Below are 21,686 nucleotides of genomic sequence, written 5' to 3' on the forward strand. Positions count from 1 at the left end.
CGATAGCGGCAGGCCACTGAAAACGTTAAGGTACGGTTTTTGTTGGCGTCAGGGAGCAGGATGAACACGAGCAAGATGATGAAAGGCGCAGCTTTGCTGGCTGCGCTGGTGCTGGCCGGTTGTAGCACGAAAAAAGAGCCGCAGGCGCCCGCGCGTCAGCCCGCTGATGTGAAAAGCCAAATCCAGCAGTTGTTGCCCAGCGACGTGAAGCAGAAATCCGCCTGGGCCGACGACATCTATACCGCGTTCCGCGTGCAGCAAATTGATGCCAGCGTCAGCAACCTCTGCGCGGTGATTGCCGTTACCGATCAGGAGTCTAACTTCAGCGCCGATGCGGTGGTGCCGGGCTTACCGAAAATCGCCTGGGGCGAGATTGATCGCCGCGCCGCCAAAGTGCATGTGCCGGCATTTCTGGTGCGCACCGCTCTGCTGATCAAATCACCAAATGGCGAAAGCTATGCTGCGCGTCTGGATAAGGTGCGCAGCGAGAAAGAGCTGAGCGCCATTTTTGATGATTTCATTGATATGGTGCCGATGGGGCAAAAGCTGTTTGGCAACCTCAACCCAATTCATACCGGCGGGCCGATGCAGGTCAGCATTGCGTTTGCGGAAGCGCACGCCAAAGGCTATCCGTATGCGGTTGACGGCTCGATTCGTCGGGAAGTCTTCACCCGTCGCGGTGGTATCTACTTCGGCACGCTGCATCTGCTTGGCTACCCGGCCGATTACAGCCAGCCGCTGTATCGCTTTGCCGACTTCAACGCCGGTTGGTACGCCAGCCGCAACGCCGCATTTCAGGCGGCCATTGCGCGCGCCAGCGGCATCAAGCTGGCACTGGATGGCGACCTGATCGTCTATGGCAGCGATCAGGCCGGTTCCACCGAACTGGCGGTGCGCAGCCTGAGCAAGCAGCTGGATATGAGCAATCGCGAAATCCGCCGCGATCTGGAGAAGGGCGACAGCGAAGATTTTGCTAACAGCACGCTGTGGAAGCAGACCTTTATCCTCGCCGATAAGATGGCCGGAAAACGTCTGCCGCGCGAAATGCTGCCGGGCATCAAGCTGGAGAGCCCGAAAATCACCCGCAATCTCACTACCGCGTGGTTTGCTCAGCGCGTAAATGGCCGCTATCAACAGTGCTTGACGCGCCGTTGACGCAAACGGGTGTACACTCCACACTTACAGAGTTTGTTAACGTAACCGCTAATGAGGCGCTTCATGGATCGATATCCACGTAATGATTCAATTGTGCAGCAGGCATCCACCTCGCTGCAGACCTACATGGCGCAGGTATATGGTTGGATGACCTGCGGCTTGCTGCTCACCGCGTTTGTTTCGTGGTTTGCTGCCCGCACACCTGCAGTAATGGAACTGGTGTTTGCTAACCGCATCACTTTCTTCGGCTTGATCATCGCGCAGTTAGCGCTGGTGTTTGTGTTGTCTGGCATGGTGCATCGCCTGAGCGGCGCGGTCGCCACCGCACTGTTTATGCTCTATTCGGCGCTAACCGGATTAACCATGGCGAGTATTTTCCTCGTTTACACCTACTCATCCATCGCCAGCACCTTCTTCGTGACGGCCGGGATGTTCGGTGCCATGAGCTTCTACGGTTACACCACTAAGCGCGACCTGAGCCGTTTTGGCAGCCTGCTGTTTATGGCGCTGATCGGTATTTTGCTGGCGTCACTGGTGAACTTCTGGCTGAAAAGTCCGGCGCTGATGTGGGCGATTACCTATATCGGCGTGGTGGTGTTTGTTGGCTTAACCGCCTATGACACGCAGAGGCTGAAGGCGATTGGCGAGAATATCAACGTCAATGACAAAGAGAACCTGCGTCGCGCCTCAATCATGGGTGCGTTAACGCTGTATCTCGACTTCATCAACCTGTTCCTGATGCTGCTGCGCATCTTCGGCAACCGCCGCTAAACCACGCACCAAACTGTCCCCTTTCCCGCCTGCGGGAGAGGGGAATACCGCACAAACTCACCGCGATACCGATTTCTCCATCTTCTGCTCATTCTTCTGCCGTAAATGCTTCGCGCGGCTCTCCAGCCACAAATAGAGCACCAGCGCCACCAACAGCGGCAGAATAAAATAGAGCACGCGATAAGCCAGCAGCGCTGCAATAATGGTGCCGTGCGAGGCGTGTTGCCCACTGAGCAGCGCCAAAAATACCGCTTCCAGCACGCCAATCCCGGCCGGGATGTGAATAATCACACCGGCGATACTGCTGATCAGCAACACGCCTAACACAATCGGATAATCCACCTGACGCGCCAGCAGTAGCCAGATAATCATGCCCATCACCATCCAGTTGGCGCAGGAGACCGCAAACTGGAACAGCGCCATGCGCAGCGAAGGCAGCTGCAGATGCTGGCCTTTAACCGTCCAGCGGCGCTTCTTCGCGAAGGCGCAAGCCCACAAGTAGACCGCCACCATCACTAGCAGCACCGCGCCAATGATGCGCAGCGTGGTTTCACCAATGAACCAACCGGAGGGAATCGGCACCATGCCCGCCGCAAACACCACGCCGGCCAGCAGAATATAGCCTAGCCAGTTGGTGGCGATGCTCAGCGAGAAAATGCGCGTAATGGTATTGCCCGGCAAACCGAGTCTTGAGTAGAGCCGATAGCGCATCGCCACGCCGCCAACCCAGGTGCTGAGCGTCAGGTTGAAGGCATAACAGATAAACGACACCAGCATCACCTGGCGCTTCGCCAGCTTATGGCCGCAGTAGGCTCGTCCAATCAGGTCGTACAAGCCATAGGTCAGATAACTAACCACCACCAGTGCAGCAGCGCTTAGCACCACATAGCGGTTATAGCCGACGATCACCGTATAGACGTCTTCCCAGTTCACCTTGCGCGCATACACCACCAGCAGCACAATCACCGCAATAAAAAACAGCCAGGTGAGGATTTTCTTCGCCAGTTGCCAGCGCGGATTCTTTTTCGACATTAGGATTTTGCTCCTGAATTATCGGCTTCAACCCGATCCTGAGTTTCCATTTCGGGTTGTACGGGGGGAGCAACTTGCGACAAGTGTGGCGTGTGCGCAGGCAACCATCCGGCAATAGCCGGGAAGTGACGTAAAAAGTGGAACACAATTACGCCCTTGGTGAGCTGCCACCAGTTGCGCGGCGGCAGCTTGTCATCCTCCACGCGCACGCAGTCCTGCTGAATCAGCAGTTCCAGATTGTCGCGCAGCGTCTGGTTGAAAGCGCGATCGTGCACCATCAAATTGGCTTCCAGATTGAGAGATAAACTCAGCGGATCGAGGTTGCTGGAGCCGACGGTGGACCACTGCTGATCCTGTACCGCTATTTTGCCGTGCAGCGGGCGGCGGCAATATTCATACACTTCCACACCGCCATCGACCAGGTAGTTGTACAGCAGCTCGGCACCGACTTTGACGATCGGCATATCGGGCTCGCCCTGCACAATCAGCCTGACGCGCACGCCGCGCTGTGCCGCGCTGCGCATCTCACGCAGCAGACGATAGCCGGGAAAGAAGTAGGCGTTGGCAATAATCACATCCTTCTGGGCCTTGCGCAGCATGGCGAGATAGTGCTGTTCGATGTCGTCGCGGTGTTCGTCGTTATCGCGGTAGACAAACAACACCTGCGCTTCACCGGGCATGGCGTTGACCGCCGGGCGATGGGAACGCGCACCCCACCAGCGCCGCGTGTGCTGTTCGCTGCCCATTTGTTGTTGCACGTATTGGGCAATATCCAGCACCACCGGGCCTTTCACCTCCACGGCATAATCCTGTTTGGCCTCTGCACCGAAATCGATGTTATGTTCAGCGGAGAAGTTGATGCCGCCGACAAAGGCGATCTGTTCATCGATCACCACAATCTTGCGGTGCAGGCGACGAAACACATTGGTGCGCATGCCGAGCACCAGCGGACGCGGATCGTAATAGATAAAGCGCACGCCCGCGGCCGTCAGGCTATCCACAAATCGGTCGGAGAGATCTGGCGAGCCGTAGCCATCGACCATCACCTCGACTTTGACCCCGCGCCGCGCCGCCTTGAGCAGCTGTTCGTGCAGATCGTTGCCGACTTCGTCCTCAAACAGGATGAAGGTTTCCAGCAGCAGCGTGCGCTCGGCGCGTTGGATCGCGCCTGATACGCGCGGGAAAAACTGGTCACCATTTTCTAACAGACGGAGCTGATTACCGTCGCGCCAATTGAAACTCATAGGAAAATCTCCACCGCTAACGGCGCATGATCGGACAGGTGAGACCAGGGTTTTACCGGCAGCGCCCACGGCTTACTCACCGTAGCGTTGCGGATGTAGATACGATCTAGCCGTAACAGCGGAAAACGCGCCGGGAAGGTGCGGGCAGGGCGGCCGGTTTTGATGCTGAACACTTCCTCTAAGCCCACCGCGCGTTTGAGAAAGCGATTGGCGCTGACCTGCCAGTCATTAAAATCACCGGCCACCACCAAAGGCGCATCGGGCGGCAGCGTATCGATAAAGTCGCACATCATCTTCATCTGCGCCTGGCGATGTTTCTCCTTCAGACCGAGATGTACGCAGAACACATGCAGCGGTTCCGCCCGATCCGGCAGGCGGATTTGGCAGTGCAACATGCCGCGTTTTTCACTTCCGGCGACGGAAATATCGCGGTTTTCATATTCAACGATGGGAAAGCGTGACAATATCGCGTTCCCGTGATGTCCCTCGGGATAAACTGCGTTGCGGCCATAGGCAAAATCGTTCCACATGGTATCGGCCAGAAATTCGTAATGGGAGGTTTCCGGCCAGTTTTCAATGTGCAGCGAATGGATGGCGTGGGTACCCATTACCTCTTGCAGGAAGACGATATCCGCCGACGTGGCGCGAACAGCGTCACGCAATTCCGGCAGGATAAAGCGGCGATTAAAGCTGGTGAAACCCTTGTGGGTATTGATCGTCAGGACTTTAAATGAAAATCCTTGCGTATTTTGTGGCATACTTCGACGCGCTCCTTTTCATCATCAACAGCACAAAGTGTAGTCTTTGTCACAAATGGATGGTGTTAAGGGCAGAAAATTAGGGCGTAATCCGAAATTTGCTTTACATTGAGGACGTTCGTCTGGCCTCCAGCCAGATACACTTGGGCGACCTGTTGGGTCTGCCAGGAGAAGAGAATGAAATGGTCTAATCGTGTTCAGATTGTTACCGGACAAACTTGTTTGCACATTGCAATGCACCTGCTGGTGATTGCCGCACTGGTTTGGGGCTGGAAACATAGGGCGCTGGTTGAAGTGAGCAGTACCCTGGTGGCAGCTTATGCGGTGGTATTCATTACCATGCTGGTCATGCAGCGTAGTGCCCGTTTACGTAGAATGGGTGACTCCCTCGAAGAGGTGACCACCACTTACTACTTTGGCGCAGCGATGTTAACGCTGTTCCTGATCTCCCGCTTTATCCATAACAACCTGCTGATTGGTCTCCTCGGCGTGGTGATGTTGGTGGGACCGGCGCTGGTTTCACTGCTGGCGAAAGAGCCGGTTCAGCGCATTGAGAAAAAGCGCAGTTGATCGATTAGGGACCGCAACCCTGCGGACCTGACAAAAAGGAGCCCAATGCGGCTCCTTTTTTTATGGATGCTGTCTGCGCGGAAAGCTGCTAAACTCGCGCCCTTACGCATGGTAGTTTGTGCCCTTTTCACACGTGAGCCCCGCGCTTGCGTCATATCCCTCCTGAAAACTACATCGCCTACGGCGGTCAGGACGGTTCGGAGTAATACACCTGCATGTCATTTGACTCTCTCGGCTTAAGTGCCGATATTTTGCGTGCGGTAGCAGAACAAGGCTACCAAGAGCCGACGCCGATTCAGCGTCAGGCCATTCCTGTGGTGCTGGCTGGTCGTGACCTGCTGGCGAGCGCCCAAACCGGCACCGGTAAAACCGCCGGCTTTACGCTGCCGTTGCTGCAGCGTCTGACTGCAAAACCGTCCACGGCGCGTGGCCGCCGCCCGGTGCGTGCGTTGATCCTGACCCCGACCCGCGAACTGGCGGCTCAGGTTGGCGAGAACGTGCGTGAGTACAGCCAATATCTCGATATCCGTTCGCTGGTGGTATTTGGCGGCGTGAGCATCAACCCGCAGATGATGAAACTGCGCGGCGGCGTTGACGTGCTGGTGGCGACACCGGGCCGTCTGCTCGATCTGGCGCACCAGAACGCGGTTGATCTGTCACAGGTTGAAATCCTCGTGCTGGATGAAGCGGATCGTATGCTCGATATGGGCTTCATCCACGACATCCGTCGCGTGCTGGCGCGTCTGCCTGCTAAGCGTCAGAACCTGCTGTTCTCTGCCACCTTCTCTGACGAGATCAAAACGCTGGCGGAAAAACTGCTTACCAACCCAGAACAGGTTGAAGTTGCGCGTCGTAACACCGCCTCTGAGCAAGTTTCACAGCAAGTGCATTTCGTGGATAAGAAGCGCAAGCGGGAACTGCTGTCGCTGATGATTGGTCGTGATAACTGGCAGCAAGTGCTGGTGTTCACCCGTACCAAACACGGCGCCAATCATCTGGCTGAGCAGCTGAACAAAGACGGCATTACCGCCGCCGCGATCCACGGCAACAAGAGCCAGGGCGCGCGTACCCGTGCATTGGCTGACTTCAAATCCGGCGGCATTCGCGTGCTGGTCGCGACCGACATCGCGGCGCGTGGTCTGGATATCGAAGAGCTGCCACACGTGGTGAACTACGAGCTGCCAAACGTGGCGGAAGATTACGTGCACCGTATCGGTCGTACCGGCCGTGCGGCTGCTACCGGCGCGGCACTGTCGCTGGTGTGTGTTGATGAACACAAACTGCTGCGTGACATTGAGCGTCTGCTGAAGCGTGAAATCCCGCGCATCGAGCTGCCTGGTTTCGAAGTCGATCCCAGCATCAAAGCCGAGCCAATCCAGAACGGTCGTCAGCAGCAGGGCGGCGGTCGCGGTCAAGGTGGACGTGGTCAAGGCCAGGGTCGCGGTCAGGGCGGCAACGTTTCTCGCCCGCATAGCGGCAATGCGCCACGTCCGCAGGGTGAAGCGCGTTCCGCGCGTCGTCCAGCGCAGGGCGCAAGCCAGGCTGCGCCAGCCGCCAACAGCGGTCGTCGTCGTCCGGCGCCAAAGAAAACCGGGAACGCCTAACGTCATGAGGGTGTTGCTGGCGCCGATGGAGGGCGTGCTTGATTCGCTGGTGCGTGAGCTGCTCTCCGGGGTGAATGATTATGACTTGTGCGTGACCGAGTTTTTGCGCGTGGTCGATCAGCTGCTGCCGGTAAAATCCTTCTATCGTTTGTGTCCTGAGCTACATAACCGCAGCCGCACGCCGTCAGGCACGCGCGTTCGCATGCAGCTGCTCGGGCAATACCCCGAGTGGCTGGCCGAGAACGCCGCGCGCGCGGTAGAACTCGGTTCCTGGGGCGTTGATCTCAACTGCGGCTGTCCGTCGAAGCTGGTCAACGGCAGCGGCGGCGGTGCCACCTTGCTGAAAGATCCCGAACTGATCTATCGCGGCGCGAAAGCGATGCGTGAAGCGGTGCCGGATCATCTGCCGGTGACGGTGAAAGTGCGGTTGGGCTGGGATTCTGGCGATCGTCGTTTTGAGATTGCCGATGCGGTGCAGCAAGCCGGTGCCAGCGAGCTGGTGGTGCACGGTCGTACTAAAGAAGACGGTTATCGCGCCGAAAGCATTAACTGGCAGGCGATTGGCGAAATCCGCCAGCGTATGCGCATTCCGGTGATCGCCAACGGTGAGATCTGGAACTGGCAGGACGCGCAGGATTGCATGCGCATTACCGGCTGCGATGCGGTGATGATAGGGCGCGGCGCGCTCAACGTGCCGAATCTGGCGCGCGTGGTGAAGTACAACGAAGCGCCGATGGCGTGGCCCGACGTGGTTGCCTTGTTGCTTAAGTATACTCAGCTGGAAAAGCAGGGCGATACCGGCATGTATCACGTGGCGCGCATCAAGCAGTGGCTTGGCTACCTGCGCAAGGCGTATCACCAAGCCGACGGCTTGTTCAGCGAAGTGCGCACCTTGCGCGTTTCCGCCGATATTGCTGATGCAATTGACCGACATGCAACACGTATCATCGCATAATCACCAATACGCACATTTCGTAGCAGCGCGATTTATTGCGCCATATGAAAGACCGGATGTGTGCTCATTATTTCCTCCAATCTGTTAGTACTTTATAACTAAAAAAGTCGCGATCTCTTAGCAGGCTAAGGTTATAGTTATTGTCCATTTTCATCACCGTTCCCGACGCCACTTTCCATGTCTGACGCCGCTGTACTGAGTAACGCTCAGTTAAATAAACGTATTCTCTCCGTCATTGTTTTCACCTTCTTTTGCTACCTTTCGGTGGGTTTGCCGCTCGCGGTGCTGCCGGGATTCGTGCATAACCAGCTTGGATTCAGCTCGTTCATCGCCGGATTAATCATCAGCCTGCAATATTTCGCTACGTTATTAAGCCGCCCGCACTCCGGTCGTCTGGCGGATCGCTTTGGTCCGAAGCGCGTGGTGATGATGGGATTGGTGTTCTGCGGCATGAGCGGCGTGTTGTCGATTATCGCCGCGCTGTGCAGCGACATGCCGCTGCTGAGCCTGGCGCTGCTGGCGGCGGGGCGCTTGTTCCTCGGCGTGGGCGAAAGCTTCAGCAGTACCGGATCGACGCTGTGGGGCATGAACATTGTCGGTCCGCTGCAAACCGCGCGGGTGATCTCGTGGAACGGCGTAGCCACCTATTTCGCCATGGCGATTGGTGCACCGCTCGGCGTGCTGCTGAATCAGTGGTTTGGCATCAGCGGCTTTGCTGGTTTGGTGGCGATCATGGGCGTTGCCGGATTCTGGATGGCGAGTCGCAAAGCGGGCGTCAGCGTCTCCGCCGGCGTGCGCATTCCGTTTCATCGCGTGGTCAGCCGCGTGTGGATGTTTGGGCTGGCGCTTGGCTTTGGCACCATCGGTTTCGGCGTAATTTCCACCTTTATCACGCTCTATTTCGCCAGCCGCGACTGGAGCGGTGCGGCGTTCGCGCTGACGCTGTTCAGCCTCGGCTTTGTGATTGTGCGTCTCGGTTTTGGTCGCTACATCACGCGTTTCGGTGGCCTGAAGGTGTCGCTGGTGTCATTCGTGCTGGAGTGTGCCGGACTGCTGCTGATTTGGCAGGCCGACAGCATCTGGCTGGTGGATTTGGGCGCGTTCCTCACCGGCGGCGGTTTCTCGCTGGTGTTCCCGGCGCTGGGCGTGGAAGCGGTGAAGCGCGTACAGCAGCAGGATCAGGGTTCGGCACTCGGCACCTATTCGGCGTTTCTCGATTTAGGACTGGGATTAACCGGTCCGGTGGCGGGCTTGCTGATAGGGCATTGGGGCATGCAATCGGTCTATCTGGCGGCGGCGCTGATGGTGCTGGGGGCGTTTGCTATCACGCTGCGTCTGCACCAGCAACACGGCCGGCAGACGGCCGCGCAAGCGCTGAGCGAATAACGCTTCATCGGCAAACCCCCGTGCGCCGCCGTTGTTTACCGCAGTTAAAAGTGGATAAACAGGGCGTAAAGCAGTCCCGAAAGTAACACGGACACCGGCAGCGTCAGCACCCACGCCATCGCCAGATTGCGGATGGTGGCAAGTTGCAGACCTGAACGGTTGGCGGCCATCGTACCGGCGACGCCTGATGAGAGCACATGGGTAGTAGAAACCGGCAGGCCAAACGCGTCGGCCGCGCCGATGGTCGCCATCGCTACCAGCTCCGCGCTGGCACCTTGCGCGTAGGTCAGATGGGTTTTGCCGATGCGTTCGCCCACCGTCACCACAATGCGACGCCAGCCAACCAGGGTGCCGAGGCCCAGCGCTATTGCCACCACCACTTTCACCCACATCGGGATAAAGCGCGTGGCGGCATCCAGCTCTTTCTTCACCGCCGCCAGGTTGCGCGCGGTCTCTTCCGGCAGCGCTACTTTGGCGCTTTGCAGATGCTTAATGGTTTCGGAGGCCAGATACATGTCGTTTCGCGTGTTGGTCACCGCCTGCGCCGGGATATTCTCCACTGCGCCATAGCGACGAATCTGGTCGCCGATATCGCCCAGCATCATGCCGAGCGCCGGCAACACCTGTGGACGAGTCTGGCTGGTGCGCACGAATTCGGTCAGCACCTCGCGCGGCGCGGGCATGGCGGCGGGCGCCGGTTGCAGCGTCAGCAGCTGCTGTTCCGTCACCTGGGTTAAGGCGGCGACGCGCGGAATCTGCTCCGGCGGCAGCGAGCGGTTCAACGCATAGGCAATCGGCATGGTGCCGACCAGAATCAGCATGATTAGGCCCATGCCTTTCTGCCCGTCATTCGAGCCGTGTGCGAACGATACGCCGGTACAGGTGAGGATCAGCAAGCCGCGAATCCACACCGGCGGCGGCTGGTTGCCCTTCGGCGCTTCATACAGCTGGCGATTGCGGATAAAGGCTTTCATCGCCAGCAGCAGCAGTGCGGCGCAGACGAAGCCGACAATCGGCGACAGCAGCAGCGCATACCCGACTTTAATTGCCTGATCCCAATCCACGCCGCTGGTGCCGCTGCGGCCATGCAGCAAGGCGTTCGCCACGCCAACGCCGATAATCGAACCGATCAGCGTATGCGAAGAGGAGGCCGGTAAACCAAAATACCAGGTGCCGAGGTTCCAGATAATCGCCGAGAACAGCAGCGCATAGACCATGGCAAAGCCGTGGCCGCTGCCCGCTTGCAGAATTAACTCCACCGGCAGCAGCGAGATGATGCCGAACGCCACCACGCCGCTGGAGAGCAGCACGCCCAAAAAGTTACAGAAACCGGACCACATCACCGCCACGCCCGGCGACAGTGAATGGGTGTAGATCACCGTGGCGACGGCGTTGGCGGTATCGTGGAAACCGTTCACAAATTCAAAACCGAGCGCAATGATCAGCGCCACGCCGAGCAGCAGGAACGGTATGTAGCTGGTGACCGGCGCGCCGGTCTCTTCAACGTCATTAAACAGGTTGATGCCGGCATACAGCAGGCCAGCAATCAGCAACAGCACGAAGATCAGGCGTGAGGCAGGGCCGTTGCCGCGGTTAAGGTTCGGGCGTCCGCTGTGGGACGAGGAGGTCGATGCAGGTAAACTGTTTTCAGCCATAAAACACCTCAGTGTTAACTCACGATGCTCGAACGGCACCCGTTAATGGCAGTGTGATACGTGGTTTGTATGACAGAATGATGATGGCGCACGCCCGGTGTCATCTTGCTGCAACATCCCTGTCGCACGCTGTGGATCTGACCGCTCGGGAATGACCTGCTAATGCTCCAGCCCGTACTACCGCTCGCCTCGCTGCCGGACTTCAATAACGACGTCGCCGGACTGATTCATGGTTATCTGTTTACGCCCGCGTCGCTGCCACAGCGGCTCAATGCACGCGAAGCGGCACAGCTGGCGCAGCAGCAGCTGCCGGAGTCGACCTTTATCTGGCTGCACATCAACCTTAATCACGCGCGTGCTGAACGCTGGGTTCAGGACCACTTTGGCGTAGACCACGATTTTTTCGACGAGATACATTCTGCTTCGCCGCGCACCCGTTTAGCCCAGCAAAACGATGCGCTGCTGGCGGTACTCAATGACGTCACCTTCAGTAAAGAGGAGCGCAGCACGCAGAACGCCACGTTGTGGATGTGGTGCTGCCCGCGTGTGGTGGTCACCGCGCGTTTTCGCCCGGTTGGCATGATCGAACGCATGCATCAGCAGATGAATGAACTGAAGTTCGCCGAGCCGGATGCGATGCTGCTGTGGCTGCTTGGCGAGCAGGAAGCGCAGCTGGAGCAAGTGGTGCGGCGTTCCAGTCAGGCGGTGGATGCGATTGAAGAGCGCTTGCTGAGTGCGGCGATCAAAACCAATCGCAGTGAGCTGGGACAACTGCGTCGTATGCTGCTGCGCGTGCAGCGTTTGCTGGCACCGGAACCAGCGGCGCTGTTCCGCTTGCTGAATCGTCCGCCCAAATGGCTAAAGCGTGAACCCCTGGGCGAGCTGCGAATTTTCACCGAAGAGTTCAGCGTGGCGCTGAATGATTTGGCGAGTTTGATGGAGCGGATTCGTTTGCTGCAGGAAGAGATTGCCGCACGATTGATGGAGCAGAGCAACCGCACGCTGTTTTTGCTGACGGTGATTACCGTGCTGGCGTTACCGATCAATATCGTGGCGGGATTTTTTGGCATGAACGTGGGCGGAATTCCGCTGGCGAATAATCCGCACGGCTTTTTGCTGCTGGTGTTGGTAGTGCTGGCGTTTACCCTGGTGGCGGGTTGGCTGGCGTTTCGACGACCGCGTGATTGATTAACGTTGCGCAATGAATCGCGCCGCTACGGTAGGTGCATTTATCTGTAGCGGCGCAATTTATTGCGCTTATTAACTCGCGATTACAGGCTGGTGGCCGGCTGCGCTGCTGGCGCTGCGCCGTTGATACCTTGCGGCGTCATTGGCTCTTCTTTCGGCAATGCGTCAGAAGACTCCTGAACCGGCACCGGTGCTGGCTGCACTTCGCCAGTTGGACCGTTGATTTTGATCGGCATACCGTTACGCGCCTGGATAGCGTTGTTGACCGCATCCTGGTTGGTGCTGGCATCGGCAATCACTTTGGTCACAGCGGAAGTCAGGTTGATCGGCACCACTTCGCGTGAATTGAACTGCTCTTCGGTGGTCGATAGCGGATTGTGTACTTCCACGTAGCGCGAACCATCTGGCTCAACGGTGGCTTTCACCGGCTGATCGATGAACTGTACGCGGGTGCCAACCGGCACGTTGTCGAACAGCCATTTGATGTCGTCAGCACGCAGACGCACACAGCCGTGGCTTACGCGCAGGCCGATACCGAAGTTGGCGTTAGTGCCGTGAATCGCATACAGGCGGCCGATATAGAGCGCGTGCAGGCCCATCGGGTTATCCGGACCCGCTGGGAACACCGCAGGAATGCTCTCGCCGCGTGCCGCATATTCTGCGTGCATCGCTTTGGTTGGCGTCCAGGTTGGGCCATCTTTCTTACGCTCAACCTTGGTCGTCCAGTTGACCGGCGTATCTTTACCCAGCTCGCCGATACCGATTGGCAGTACGACCACGGTCTTGGTGCCTTTCGGGTAGTAGTAAAGACGCATCTCAGCGCTGTTGATCACGATGCCTTCACGCGGCGCGTCAGGCAGAATCAGCTGCTGTGGGATGATCATTTTAGTGCCAGCTTTTGGCAGATAAACGTCAACGCCCGGATTGGCTTCCAGCATATTGCTGAGGCCCATCTGATACTGTGCAGCAAAGGCTTCCAGCGGAAGTTTGCTGTCATCAGGGACAGTGATTTCAATGTTTTCGCCGATCAGACGGCTGTTAGCCGGCGGCAGCGGATAGACTACTGCAAATGCCGACTGGCTGAACGCCGCCAGTGCGAGGGCGAGTGAAGCGAACGCGCGAATGCTCATTTTCATGTTTTTCAAGTCGTTATGGCCATGTTTCAGGCTTGTCAGTGTGTCGAATCCATCGTGGTCAGTATGACCCGCTGCGCATTATATGTGCATTGGCGCATTGATGGAAATCAGGATTTTTACTGGCTGCATATACTTTACGCAATTCCTTGTCTTTACCCGACAATTCCCTTCGATCCGCAGCCCAAAATGTGAATTTTTACGGCTGCCACAGCGTCACTTCATTACTCAGTTTACGATTGAGGAAAAAAGCGGCACTGATTAACGCCAGATGCGTCAACGCCTGCGGCATGTTACCTAACGCTTCGCCGTGTGAGGTGAACTCTTCGGCGTACAAACCAAGCGGATTGGCGTAACTCAGCAGCTTTTCAAACTCAAAATGCGCCTCATGTACGCGACCCGCTCGCGCCAGACACTCCACATACCAGAATGAGCAGGCACCGAAAGATCCTTCTCCGCCGGTTAAAGCATCGGCAGGCGTCTCGTGAATGTTATAGCGTCGGACTAAACCGTCGCTCACCAGATGCGTTTTAATCGCGTCCAGCGTCGAAATCCAGTCGGGATCGGTGGAGCTGACAAAGCGCACCAGCGGCATCAGCAGCATCGAAGCATCCAGGAAATTGCCGCCGCGCGTCGCGGTGAAATGGCCCAGCTCCGGGTTCCAGAAGTTCTGCCAGATATCGTCGCGGATCTCGCTGCGCACCTTATCCCAGCGGTCGTACGGCATCGGCAGCGAACGTTTCAGGCCAAGGCGCAGTGCGCGATCGAGCGCGACCCAACACATCAGGCGTGAATGCAGGAAATGTTCCGGCTCGCCGCGCATTTCCCAGATCCCGGCATCGGGCTGGTTCCAGTTCACGCAGACGTAATCGATCATATCGGACACATACTTCCAGCCGCGATGCGAAATTGCCTCGCCATATTTATTGGCGAGGTAGATGGCATCCATCAACTCGCCGTAAATATCGAGCTGCGTCTGGCGCCAGGCATCATTGCCGATGCGCACCGGACGTGAATTGGCGTAGCCGGAAAGATTGAGCAGCTCGGTTTCGTGTAGCTCGGTGCCGCTGTCGAGGCGATACATCACTTGCAGATGCGGCGTGTCGTCGTGGCTGTGCTCGACGCAGCGGCCGACCCATTTGGTAAAGTCGCGCGCTTCTTCGGTGTAGCCGAGGCGCATCAGCGCGTACATGCTGAATGAGGCATCGCGGATCCACGAGGCGCGATAATCCCAGTTGCGCTCGCCGCCCAACTCTTCGGGTAAGCCGAAAGTAGCGGCGGCGGCGATGGAACCGTGCTGATGCGAAGTGAGTAACTTCAGCGCCAGCGCTGAACGCGTCACCATCTCCTGCCAGCGGCCGCGGTAGGAACTGTGGCTGCTCCAGCGTCGCCAGTACTCCAGCGTGTCGTGGAAACAGTGCTCGGTGGCGATGGTGGCCACGTTAGGATCGTCATCGTTACCAAAGACAAACTCAGCGGTTTCCCCGGCTTTCAGGGTAAATTCCGCCACCGCGCTGTGGTTCTCGCGCGTCATCACCACCGAAGCGCTGAGGCGCAACGCCGGTTGCCCCGACGCAAGGAAGGCGATACCGCCGGGCCGCAGTTCGGTGGTGGTTTCGGCGCGCGCGTAGTCGTGGCGTGGCGCACACAGCAGATGAAAGGTGGCGGTGCCGCGTACCATCTTTACGCGGCGCACGATACGCGGCACTTTGCTCTGCTCATCGCAGATCGGCATGTAATCGGTGATCTCTGCCACGCCAGCGTCATCCAGCCAGCGGGTTTGCAGAATATTGGTATCCGGTAAATAGAGCTGTTGCTGGCGGGCATTTTTCCAGTCCGGCGCGAGGGAGAACAGGCCGGCCTCATCGCTGTCCAGTAGCGCGGCGAAAACCGACGGGCTATCGAGCGCCGGCCAGCAGAGATAATCGATGGTGCCATCGTTAGCAATCAGTGCGCAGGTGCGTAAATCACCAATCACGCCATGGTCGTCTATTCTGCGTTTAATCTCGCTCATCGTGCCCCCTTTGCCGTAGGTAATTGTTAACTATAGACGAAACGGCAGATTCGGCGGCCCCGAGGCACAGAAGGATAACTTCTATACTGTAAAGACACCCTCAATCAGGAGAATGTTATGAGCTTAGGAAAACAGAAAGTCGCTGTGGTTACCGGATCCAGTTCAGGCATTGGTCGCAGCTGTGCGGTGATGCTGGCCGAAGCGGGTTATACGCTGGGCATCACCTGGAGTTCGGATGAAGAGGGCGCCCAGGAAACCGCGCGCATGGTGGAGAGCCGTGGACAGCAGGCGCAGGTGCGGCAGGTTGATCTCTCCGATCCACAAGCCGGCGCACAGCAACTGACGCAGCTGATCAACTCGCTGGGGCGCATTGACGTATTGGTGTGTAATGCCGGCGTGATGACCAAAGCCGACTTTCTCGATGTCACCTTTGAGGATTGGCGCAAAGTGTTCAACGTGGATGTCGATGGCGCGTTTCTTTGCGGGCAGATTGCCGCGCGTCATATGGTTGATCAGGGCGACGGCGGACGCATCATCAACATTACGTCGGTGCATGAACATACGCCGCTGCCGGATGCCACCGCCTATACCGCTGCCAAACATGCGCTCGGCGGCTTGACCAAATCGATGGCGCTGAGTCTCTTACCGCACCATATTCTGGTGAACGCGGTCGCACCGGGCGCAATTGCCACGGCGATGAACGATATGAAAGATGACCAGCAAGGACGACGTATGCCGGAAATCCCGATTGGGCGTCCCGGCGATACGCGTGAAGTGGCAAGTTTAGTGGCATGGCTCTGTTCGGAGTGGGCAACTTATACCACCGGACAATCGTTTATTGTCGACGGTGGTTTTATGTTGGCCAATCCGCAGTTTAAGGGGTACCACTCGTAATCAACCGGCGCGGCGGTGATTCCAGTGGCGAATGATGTAACGCAAGACGATGCCAAAAATCACCGCCGCCGCCAGCCACAACAGCGGCTTGAGGTGCTGATCGATCTTGTGCAGCCACGGCGCGACAATCTGTCCGGCAAAGTAGCCAAGCGAGACAAAGATCAGCGCCCACAGCGCCGCACCAATCACGTTCAGAATGAAGAAACGCAGCGGCTTGAGGCGGCTGGTGCCAATAATGATCGGCCCGACAATGCGGAAGCCGTACATAAAGCGCACGCCAATCACGAACAGGCTCGGGTGTTTTTGAATTAGCCGCTTAGCCTTGCCAATTGTTTCCTGATGTTTACTGAAACGGCGCAAAATGCGCGTGCCATAACGGCGTCCCAGCCAGAACAGCAGCTGATCGCCAATAATGCCGCCGATCATCGCCGCCAGCACCACGCCGCTAAAGTGCAATAAGCCTTCATGCGCCGCCACACCGCCCAACAACGTGAACGTTTCCCCTTCGGCAATACAACCAATCAGCAGCGCCAGATAACCGTATTGGGTGATTAATCCATTGATATCGAGATGCAAATTATCCTCCCTGCAAAGTGTGAAATCGCTATTAGTGTATACCAGCGGCTTAATTTGTGTGGCGCCCCGCAAAAACGGCGCCGACGATTATACTTGAGCTAACGCTGCCTCCGTTGATCAGGCCGTTGGCTGTAAGGGCAGCCCATCGCAGCAAAGGAGTAAATGTATGAATCATGTCTGGGGTTTACTGGCGCATCCAGGTCAGGAAATGCGCGATATTAAACAGGAAAATGAGAGCGTTTCGCACCATTACACCCATCATGTTCTGCTAATGGCGGCGATCCCGGTGATCTGCGCCTTTATCGGTACCACGCAGCTGGGCTGGAATCTGGGCGAAGGGCAGTTCGTACAACTCAATCTACTGACCGGTATCGGTCTCGGCATTCTGTTCTATTTGATTATCCTCGGCGGCGTGGCGGTAATGGGCCGCGTGATCCACTGGATGGCGCGTAACTATCCGCAGCGTCCCAGCTTGCAGCGCTGTACGGTGTTTGCCGGCTATGTGGCCACGCCGCTGTTCCTCAGCGGGCTGGTGGCGCTCTATCCGCTGGTGTGGCTGTGCGTGCTGGTGGGCGCGATGGCGCTGGTTTACACCGGTTATCTGCTTTACGTCGGCATCCCGGTGTTCCTGAGCATCGACCGTGATGAGAGCTTGCGCTTCTCCGGATCAACATTGGCGATTGGTGTGCTGGTGTTTGAAGTGCTGCTGGCGCTGACAGTGGTTCTGTGGGGTTACGGGCCACGGTTGTTCTGAGGAAAGCCTGGTCGGCATCTAAGGCGTAGTGCCGATCAGGTAAGCGCCGTATCAAATCACCGCACCTTCCGTAGCGGCGCGATTTATCGCGCAATGAATTGCGCCGCTACAAGCTGTGCTTTCGTTAATCAGGGATTTTCATATCTTAATTGACGAGCATCACGTCATTCATGGCGACCTTTTTAACGCCCGGAAACAATCTCAATAAGAAATTTCTCAGGTAAGTGCGTATGATACTGCTGCCAGCCCGCATCCCGTCTGGATTGTTGCGGGCGGCCTGTGTCTCAACACAGCGCAAAACTCCTGACCGGATTTTTTTGACACGATGTCTGCAAAAATGCGTATTTCCTTGCTGTCGCTGGCGCTGTTTGTCGCCGCGCCAGCCGCTATAACGCCCGCGCTCGCTGCGCCGGCGGCACTCGCAAACCTGGCGCCGATTGCCCAACCGCAAATCGCCTCCGGCAGTGCCATGATTGTCGATCTGGAAAACAACAAAGTGCTGTTTTCCAGCCATCCTAACCGCGTACGTCCGATCGCCTCACTCACCAAAGTGATGACGGCGATGGTGGTGTTGGATGCCAAACTGCCGATGGATGAAATGCTGTCGGTGGATATCAGCCATACCGCTGAGATGCGCGGCGTGTTCTCCCGCGTCAAACTGAACAGCGAAATCAGCCGCCGCAACATGCTGCTACTGGCGCTGATGTCCTCGGAAAACCGCGCTGCCGCCAGCCTGGCGCATCACTATCCGGGCGGTTACGATGCGTTTATTCGCGCCATGAACGCCAAAGCACGCTCACTTGGCATGACGCACACGCGCTATGTCGAGCCGACGGGCCTGTCGGTTCAGAACGTTTCCAGCGCGGAAGATCTGGTCAAGCTGTTGAAAGCCACGCGACAGTACCCGCTGATTGGCGAACTGAGCACCACTAAAGAAGACACCGCCGTATTCAAACATCCGAGCTACGCGCTGCCGTTCCGTAACACCAATCATCTGGTGTACAAAAACGACTGGCGCATCCAGCTGACCAAAACCGGTTATACCGATGAAGCCGGGCACTGTCTGGTGATGCGCACGGTGATCAACAACCGTCCGGTGGCGCTGGTGGTGCTGGATGCCTTTGGTAAATACACCCATTTCGCCGATGCTAACCGTCTGCGCGACTGGCTGGAAACCGGCAAAGCCGCACCGGTTCCGGCCGCTGCGCTGGCGTACAAAAAGCAGAAGTCAGGTTTGACCGCGAATAATGAATAACTGGATTTAAAGTACGCACATACCGTAGCGGCGCAATCTATTGCCCATTGCAGATTCTGCAGGATGCGCAATAGATTGCGCCGCTACAGATTGAGCGTTGTGTTGTTACGCTCATCTGCAAAAACGCTTATCGTTAGCGCCAAAGTTTTACACCTTCATTCCTATAGTTTCAGTGTCGGCAACGTCTTAAACTAGCCGCCATTCACGATCGCACTTGCGTTTATCGGCTGTTATTACGCTGGAATCTCATTCATATGTTCAAGTTTCGTCATCTGTTTACCCCGTTTTTACTGCTGCTTGTGCTGTTAGCTCCCACGCTGAGCGTGGCTGCGGATACGCCGCCCAACGATCAGGCAGAGGACGCCGCACCCAAGGTGAATGCCTCGGTCGAGCTGCCTAAGATGCAGAAAATTCTCGACAAAATTAAAGGCCAGGTCTCGGGCGATACCAATGAAAGCCAGCTCAACCAGCTTAATGAGATGGCGCTGGAGCTTTCCGGTAATGCCGAAACCCTCGGCCAGGCGTTGATCCCGCAGGGCCAGCAATTGGATGCACAATTGGCGGTTCTTGGCCCGGCACCGAAAGCCGATAGCGGCGTGAAAGAGACGCCTGAAGTGACGCGCAAACGTGCGGCGCTGGAGAGCCAGAAAGCCAAGCTGGACGATCAGATCAAACAAGCCGATGGCATCAAAAACGGTGCGCTGGTGCTGTCATCGCAGATCGTCAACCTGCGTCGTGACCAGCTGAAAAGCCAGCTGGCGCTGAACTCTGGCAGTATCCTTGGCCCGCGCTTCTGGGCGCCGCTGGTTAGCAGTCAGGATCTTGATGGCGAGAAGATCAGCGAGTTCATTACTGAATTGCAGGACACCGCCGCGCTGTCGTGGGAATCTGGCTGGCGTTTCGGCACCGTGGCCTGGCTGTTTGCCGCGATGCTGGTGATGACGCTGGGCCGTCGCTACAGCGAAGAGTTCTTTGCCTGGGTCAGCATTCATCAGATGCCGGAAGGGCGCTTACGTCGTAGCTTCCTCGCCGCCACCACCGCGCTCACCACGCTGGCCGCGGTGGTGATCACCTTTAACTTCATCGCGCTGGCCTTTACGCGCCGTGATGAAGTCTCGGGTGATGTGCAGGATTTTGTTGATCGGCTGGTGCAGCTCAGCGTCTATTGCGGCTTGATTGCCGGTTTAGGCCGCGCGTTTCTCTCCACACGTCGCCCAAGCTGGCGTTTGCCGGCCATCTCCAACGAAGTCGCGCAAGCCCTGAAGCCGTTCCCGCCGTTCACTGCGGCGCTGGTGTTTATTTTCCAGACGGTGGAAGCCTTCAACTACAGCGTCGGCACCAGCCTGAATACCACCATTTTTGCTAACGGCTTGACCGCGCTGCTGATTGGCAGCACCGGACTGGCGATCGGCATGCGCATCAACCGCGTACGCCGCCGCATGGTGCAGGAAGGTCAGCAGCCTGAAGCACGTTCAACGTTGGTGGGATTGGTGCAGCTGGCGCTGATGCTGACGGCGCTCGGCATTCTGATTTCACTGATCATCGGTTACGTCACGCTGGCGCGCTTCCTTAGCTATGAAGTGATTTGGTGCGGCATTTTGTTTGGTTCGTTCTACTTCCTCAGCCATCTGGTGAATGACGGCTGCGAAAGCCTGTTCTCCACCAGCAATGCCACCGGCAAGCGCCTGCAAACCACTCTGAATATTGATGAGCGTTACCTGCAACAGGCGGCGACGCTGCTCAGCGCGCTGGGTAAAACCGTGCTGATTGCCATTCTGGCGCTGGCACTGCTGAACGGCACCTTTGCCTCATCAACGCCGATTGAGCTGATCCAGAAGGTGATTGAGTTCTGGGGCGGCAAAGGGCTGGAGTCGCTGAACATTGTGCCGGCACACATGGTGAACGCGATTCTCTGTCTGGTGGTGGGCATTTACGTGCTGCGTTCGGTGCGTCGCTGGCTGGATAAAGATTTCCTGCCCAAAACCACCATGGACGTCGGCATGCGCGTGTCGCTGGTGACGCTGTTTAGCAATATCGGTTACGTGCTGATTATCCTGCTGACGCTGTCGATTATGGGCCTGCAGTGGAACAAACTGGCGTGGATTGTGAGCGCATTGTCGGTCGGTATCGGTTTCGGCTTACAGGAGATTGTGAAGAACTTTATTTCCGGCCTGATTCTGTTAACCGAGCGTCCGGTGAAAGTGGGCGATTTGGTGAGCATCAGCGGTATTGAAGGGGATATTCGTCGTATTAACGTGCGCGCCACCGAAATTCAGCTCGGCGACAAATCAACGGTGATTGTGCCGAATTCGCAATTTATTTCGCAGAACGTGCGTAACGCCACCATGGGTAACGCGCAGGGCGTGGTCACCATCTTGCTGACGTTCCCGCTGGATATCGATCCGGTGCGGGTGCGTGAAATTCTGCTGGAAGTGTATCAGGAGAACGAACGTATTCTGGAGACGCCGGAGCCGTCCGTGTCGTTCAAAGATTTGACGCCGGCGGGTATCGTGTTGAGCGTCACCGGCAACGTTGCCGGCCAACGCCAGATTTCCGGTGCCAAGAGCGATCTGCTGTTCGATATTCTGACGCGTCTGCGTAAAGAGGGCATTATGCTGTCGACGCCGCAGACCATGATCATCGAGCGCCGCGCCGTGGCCGCAGCACAAGATCAGCAAAGCGATCCGTTGCCATAATGACGTGATTGCACCTACTGTAGCGGCGCGATTTATCGCGCAATTT

Annotated in this window: 18 protein-coding genes; 11 read left to right on the top strand and 7 right to left on the bottom strand. The window is 57.2% G+C overall.

Annotation, left to right across the window (positions count from 1 at the left end):
- The first annotated feature begins 60 nt into the window (after positions 1–60).
- Positions 61–1,155 carry a DUF1615 domain-containing protein gene (locus DEU53_RS01005; protein ID WP_101763173.1) on the top strand — a complete coding sequence of 365 codons (1,095 nt, stop codon included), beginning with the start codon at positions 61–63 and terminating at the stop codon, positions 1,153–1,155.
- Between the two features lie 63 nt (positions 1,156–1,218).
- Positions 1,219–1,926 (top strand): Bax inhibitor-1/YccA family protein, encoded by a 708-nt coding sequence (locus DEU53_RS01010; RefSeq protein WP_101763172.1) that lies wholly within the window; start codon positions 1,219–1,221, stop codon positions 1,924–1,926.
- Positions 1,927–1,983: 57 nt separating this feature from the next.
- Here the strand turns inward: DEU53_RS01010 and DEU53_RS01015 are convergent, their stop codons facing one another.
- From DEU53_RS01015 to DEU53_RS01025, 3 genes are read right to left on the bottom strand one after another with little or no spacing between them, the layout of a single operon-like run.
- Positions 1,984–2,958, bottom strand: a complete 975-nt coding sequence (locus DEU53_RS01015) for a lysylphosphatidylglycerol synthase domain-containing protein (RefSeq protein ID WP_101763171.1) — start codon at positions 2,956–2,958, stop codon at positions 1,984–1,986.
- A complete protein-coding gene (gene clsB / locus DEU53_RS01020; RefSeq protein WP_101763170.1) occupies positions 2,958–4,202 on the bottom strand; it encodes a cardiolipin synthase ClsB in 1,245 nt (414 codons plus the stop codon). The genes DEU53_RS01015 and clsB overlap by 1 nt, the downstream gene beginning before the upstream one ends.
- Positions 4,199–4,960 (bottom strand): endonuclease/exonuclease/phosphatase family protein, encoded by a 762-nt coding sequence (locus tag DEU53_RS01025; RefSeq protein ID WP_101763169.1) that lies wholly within the window; start codon positions 4,958–4,960, stop codon positions 4,199–4,201. Before DEU53_RS01025 ends, clsB begins: the two co-directional genes overlap by 4 nt.
- Before the next feature lie 177 nt (positions 4,961–5,137).
- On the opposite strand from DEU53_RS01025, the gene DEU53_RS01030 reads away from it, so the two are divergent.
- From DEU53_RS01030 to DEU53_RS01045, 4 genes are all read left to right on the top strand, one after another.
- Positions 5,138–5,530: a YbhQ family protein gene (locus DEU53_RS01030; RefSeq protein WP_101763168.1), complete on the top strand. Its 393-nt coding sequence runs from the start codon at positions 5,138–5,140 to the stop codon at positions 5,528–5,530.
- A 215-nt stretch (positions 5,531–5,745) separates the two neighbouring features.
- The gene (gene rhlE, locus DEU53_RS01035; protein WP_008102680.1) at positions 5,746–7,134 is read left to right on the top strand and encodes an ATP-dependent RNA helicase RhlE; all 1,389 of its coding nucleotides are present in this window, start codon (positions 5,746–5,748) and stop codon (positions 7,132–7,134) included.
- A 4-nt stretch (positions 7,135–7,138) separates the two neighbouring features.
- Positions 7,139–8,089 (top strand): tRNA dihydrouridine(16) synthase DusC, encoded by a 951-nt coding sequence (gene dusC, locus DEU53_RS01040; RefSeq protein ID WP_110865770.1) that lies wholly within the window; start codon positions 7,139–7,141, stop codon positions 8,087–8,089.
- Between the two features lie 177 nt (positions 8,090–8,266).
- Positions 8,267–9,475, top strand: a complete 1,209-nt coding sequence (locus DEU53_RS01045; RefSeq protein ID WP_101763166.1) for an MFS transporter — start codon at positions 8,267–8,269, stop codon at positions 9,473–9,475.
- A gap of 44 nt (positions 9,476–9,519) precedes the next feature.
- Here the strand turns inward: DEU53_RS01045 and DEU53_RS01050 are convergent, their stop codons facing one another.
- Positions 9,520–11,130, bottom strand: coding sequence for an inorganic phosphate transporter (locus DEU53_RS01050; protein WP_110865771.1), 1,611 nt, complete (start codon positions 11,128–11,130; stop codon positions 9,520–9,522).
- Between the two features lie 162 nt (positions 11,131–11,292).
- On the opposite strand from DEU53_RS01050, the gene DEU53_RS01055 reads away from it, so the two are divergent.
- The gene (locus DEU53_RS01055; RefSeq protein ID WP_110865772.1) at positions 11,293–12,318 is read left to right on the top strand and encodes a transporter; all 1,026 of its coding nucleotides are present in this window, start codon (positions 11,293–11,295) and stop codon (positions 12,316–12,318) included.
- An 83-nt stretch (positions 12,319–12,401) separates the two neighbouring features.
- Here the strand turns inward: DEU53_RS01055 and DEU53_RS01060 are convergent, their stop codons facing one another.
- Both DEU53_RS01060 and DEU53_RS01065 read right to left on the bottom strand, forming a co-directional pair.
- On the bottom strand, positions 12,402–13,454 hold the full coding sequence (locus DEU53_RS01060) for a L,D-transpeptidase family protein (RefSeq protein WP_110865773.1): 1,053 nt from the start codon (positions 13,452–13,454) through the stop codon (positions 12,402–12,404).
- A 196-nt stretch (positions 13,455–13,650) separates the two neighbouring features.
- The gene (locus tag DEU53_RS01065; protein ID WP_101763162.1) at positions 13,651–15,465 is read right to left on the bottom strand and encodes a glycoside hydrolase family 15 protein; all 1,815 of its coding nucleotides are present in this window, start codon (positions 15,463–15,465) and stop codon (positions 13,651–13,653) included.
- Between the two features lie 117 nt (positions 15,466–15,582).
- Here DEU53_RS01065 and DEU53_RS01070 point away from each other — a divergent pair, with 117 nt between their 5' ends.
- Positions 15,583–16,359: an SDR family oxidoreductase gene (locus tag DEU53_RS01070; RefSeq protein ID WP_110865774.1), complete on the top strand. Its 777-nt coding sequence runs from the start codon at positions 15,583–15,585 to the stop codon at positions 16,357–16,359.
- Here DEU53_RS01070 and DEU53_RS01075 read toward each other — a convergent pair whose 3' ends face one another.
- Positions 16,360–16,935: a DedA family protein gene (locus tag DEU53_RS01075; protein ID WP_110865775.1), complete on the bottom strand. Its 576-nt coding sequence runs from the start codon at positions 16,933–16,935 to the stop codon at positions 16,360–16,362.
- Between the two features lie 166 nt (positions 16,936–17,101).
- Between DEU53_RS01075 and DEU53_RS01080 the strand changes: the two genes are divergently transcribed.
- The 3 genes from DEU53_RS01080 to DEU53_RS01090 all read left to right on the top strand — a co-directional run bounded on the left by DEU53_RS01080 (position 17,102) and on the right by DEU53_RS01090 (position 21,640).
- Positions 17,102–17,689, top strand: a complete 588-nt coding sequence (locus DEU53_RS01080) for a Yip1 family protein (RefSeq protein WP_101763159.1) — start codon at positions 17,102–17,104, stop codon at positions 17,687–17,689.
- A gap of 325 nt (positions 17,690–18,014) precedes the next feature.
- A complete protein-coding gene (gene pbpG / locus DEU53_RS01085) occupies positions 18,015–18,944 on the top strand; it encodes a D-alanyl-D-alanine endopeptidase (protein WP_110865776.1) in 930 nt (309 codons plus the stop codon).
- Between the two features lie 254 nt (positions 18,945–19,198).
- Positions 19,199–21,640, top strand: a complete 2,442-nt coding sequence (locus DEU53_RS01090) for a DUF3772 domain-containing protein (protein WP_110865777.1) — start codon at positions 19,199–19,201, stop codon at positions 21,638–21,640.
- Positions 21,641–21,686: the final 46 nt, after the last annotated feature.

The organism is Pantoea sp. AG1095, assembly GCF_003208415.1.
GTDB lineage: Bacteria > Pseudomonadota > Gammaproteobacteria > Enterobacterales > Enterobacteriaceae > Pantoea > Pantoea leporis.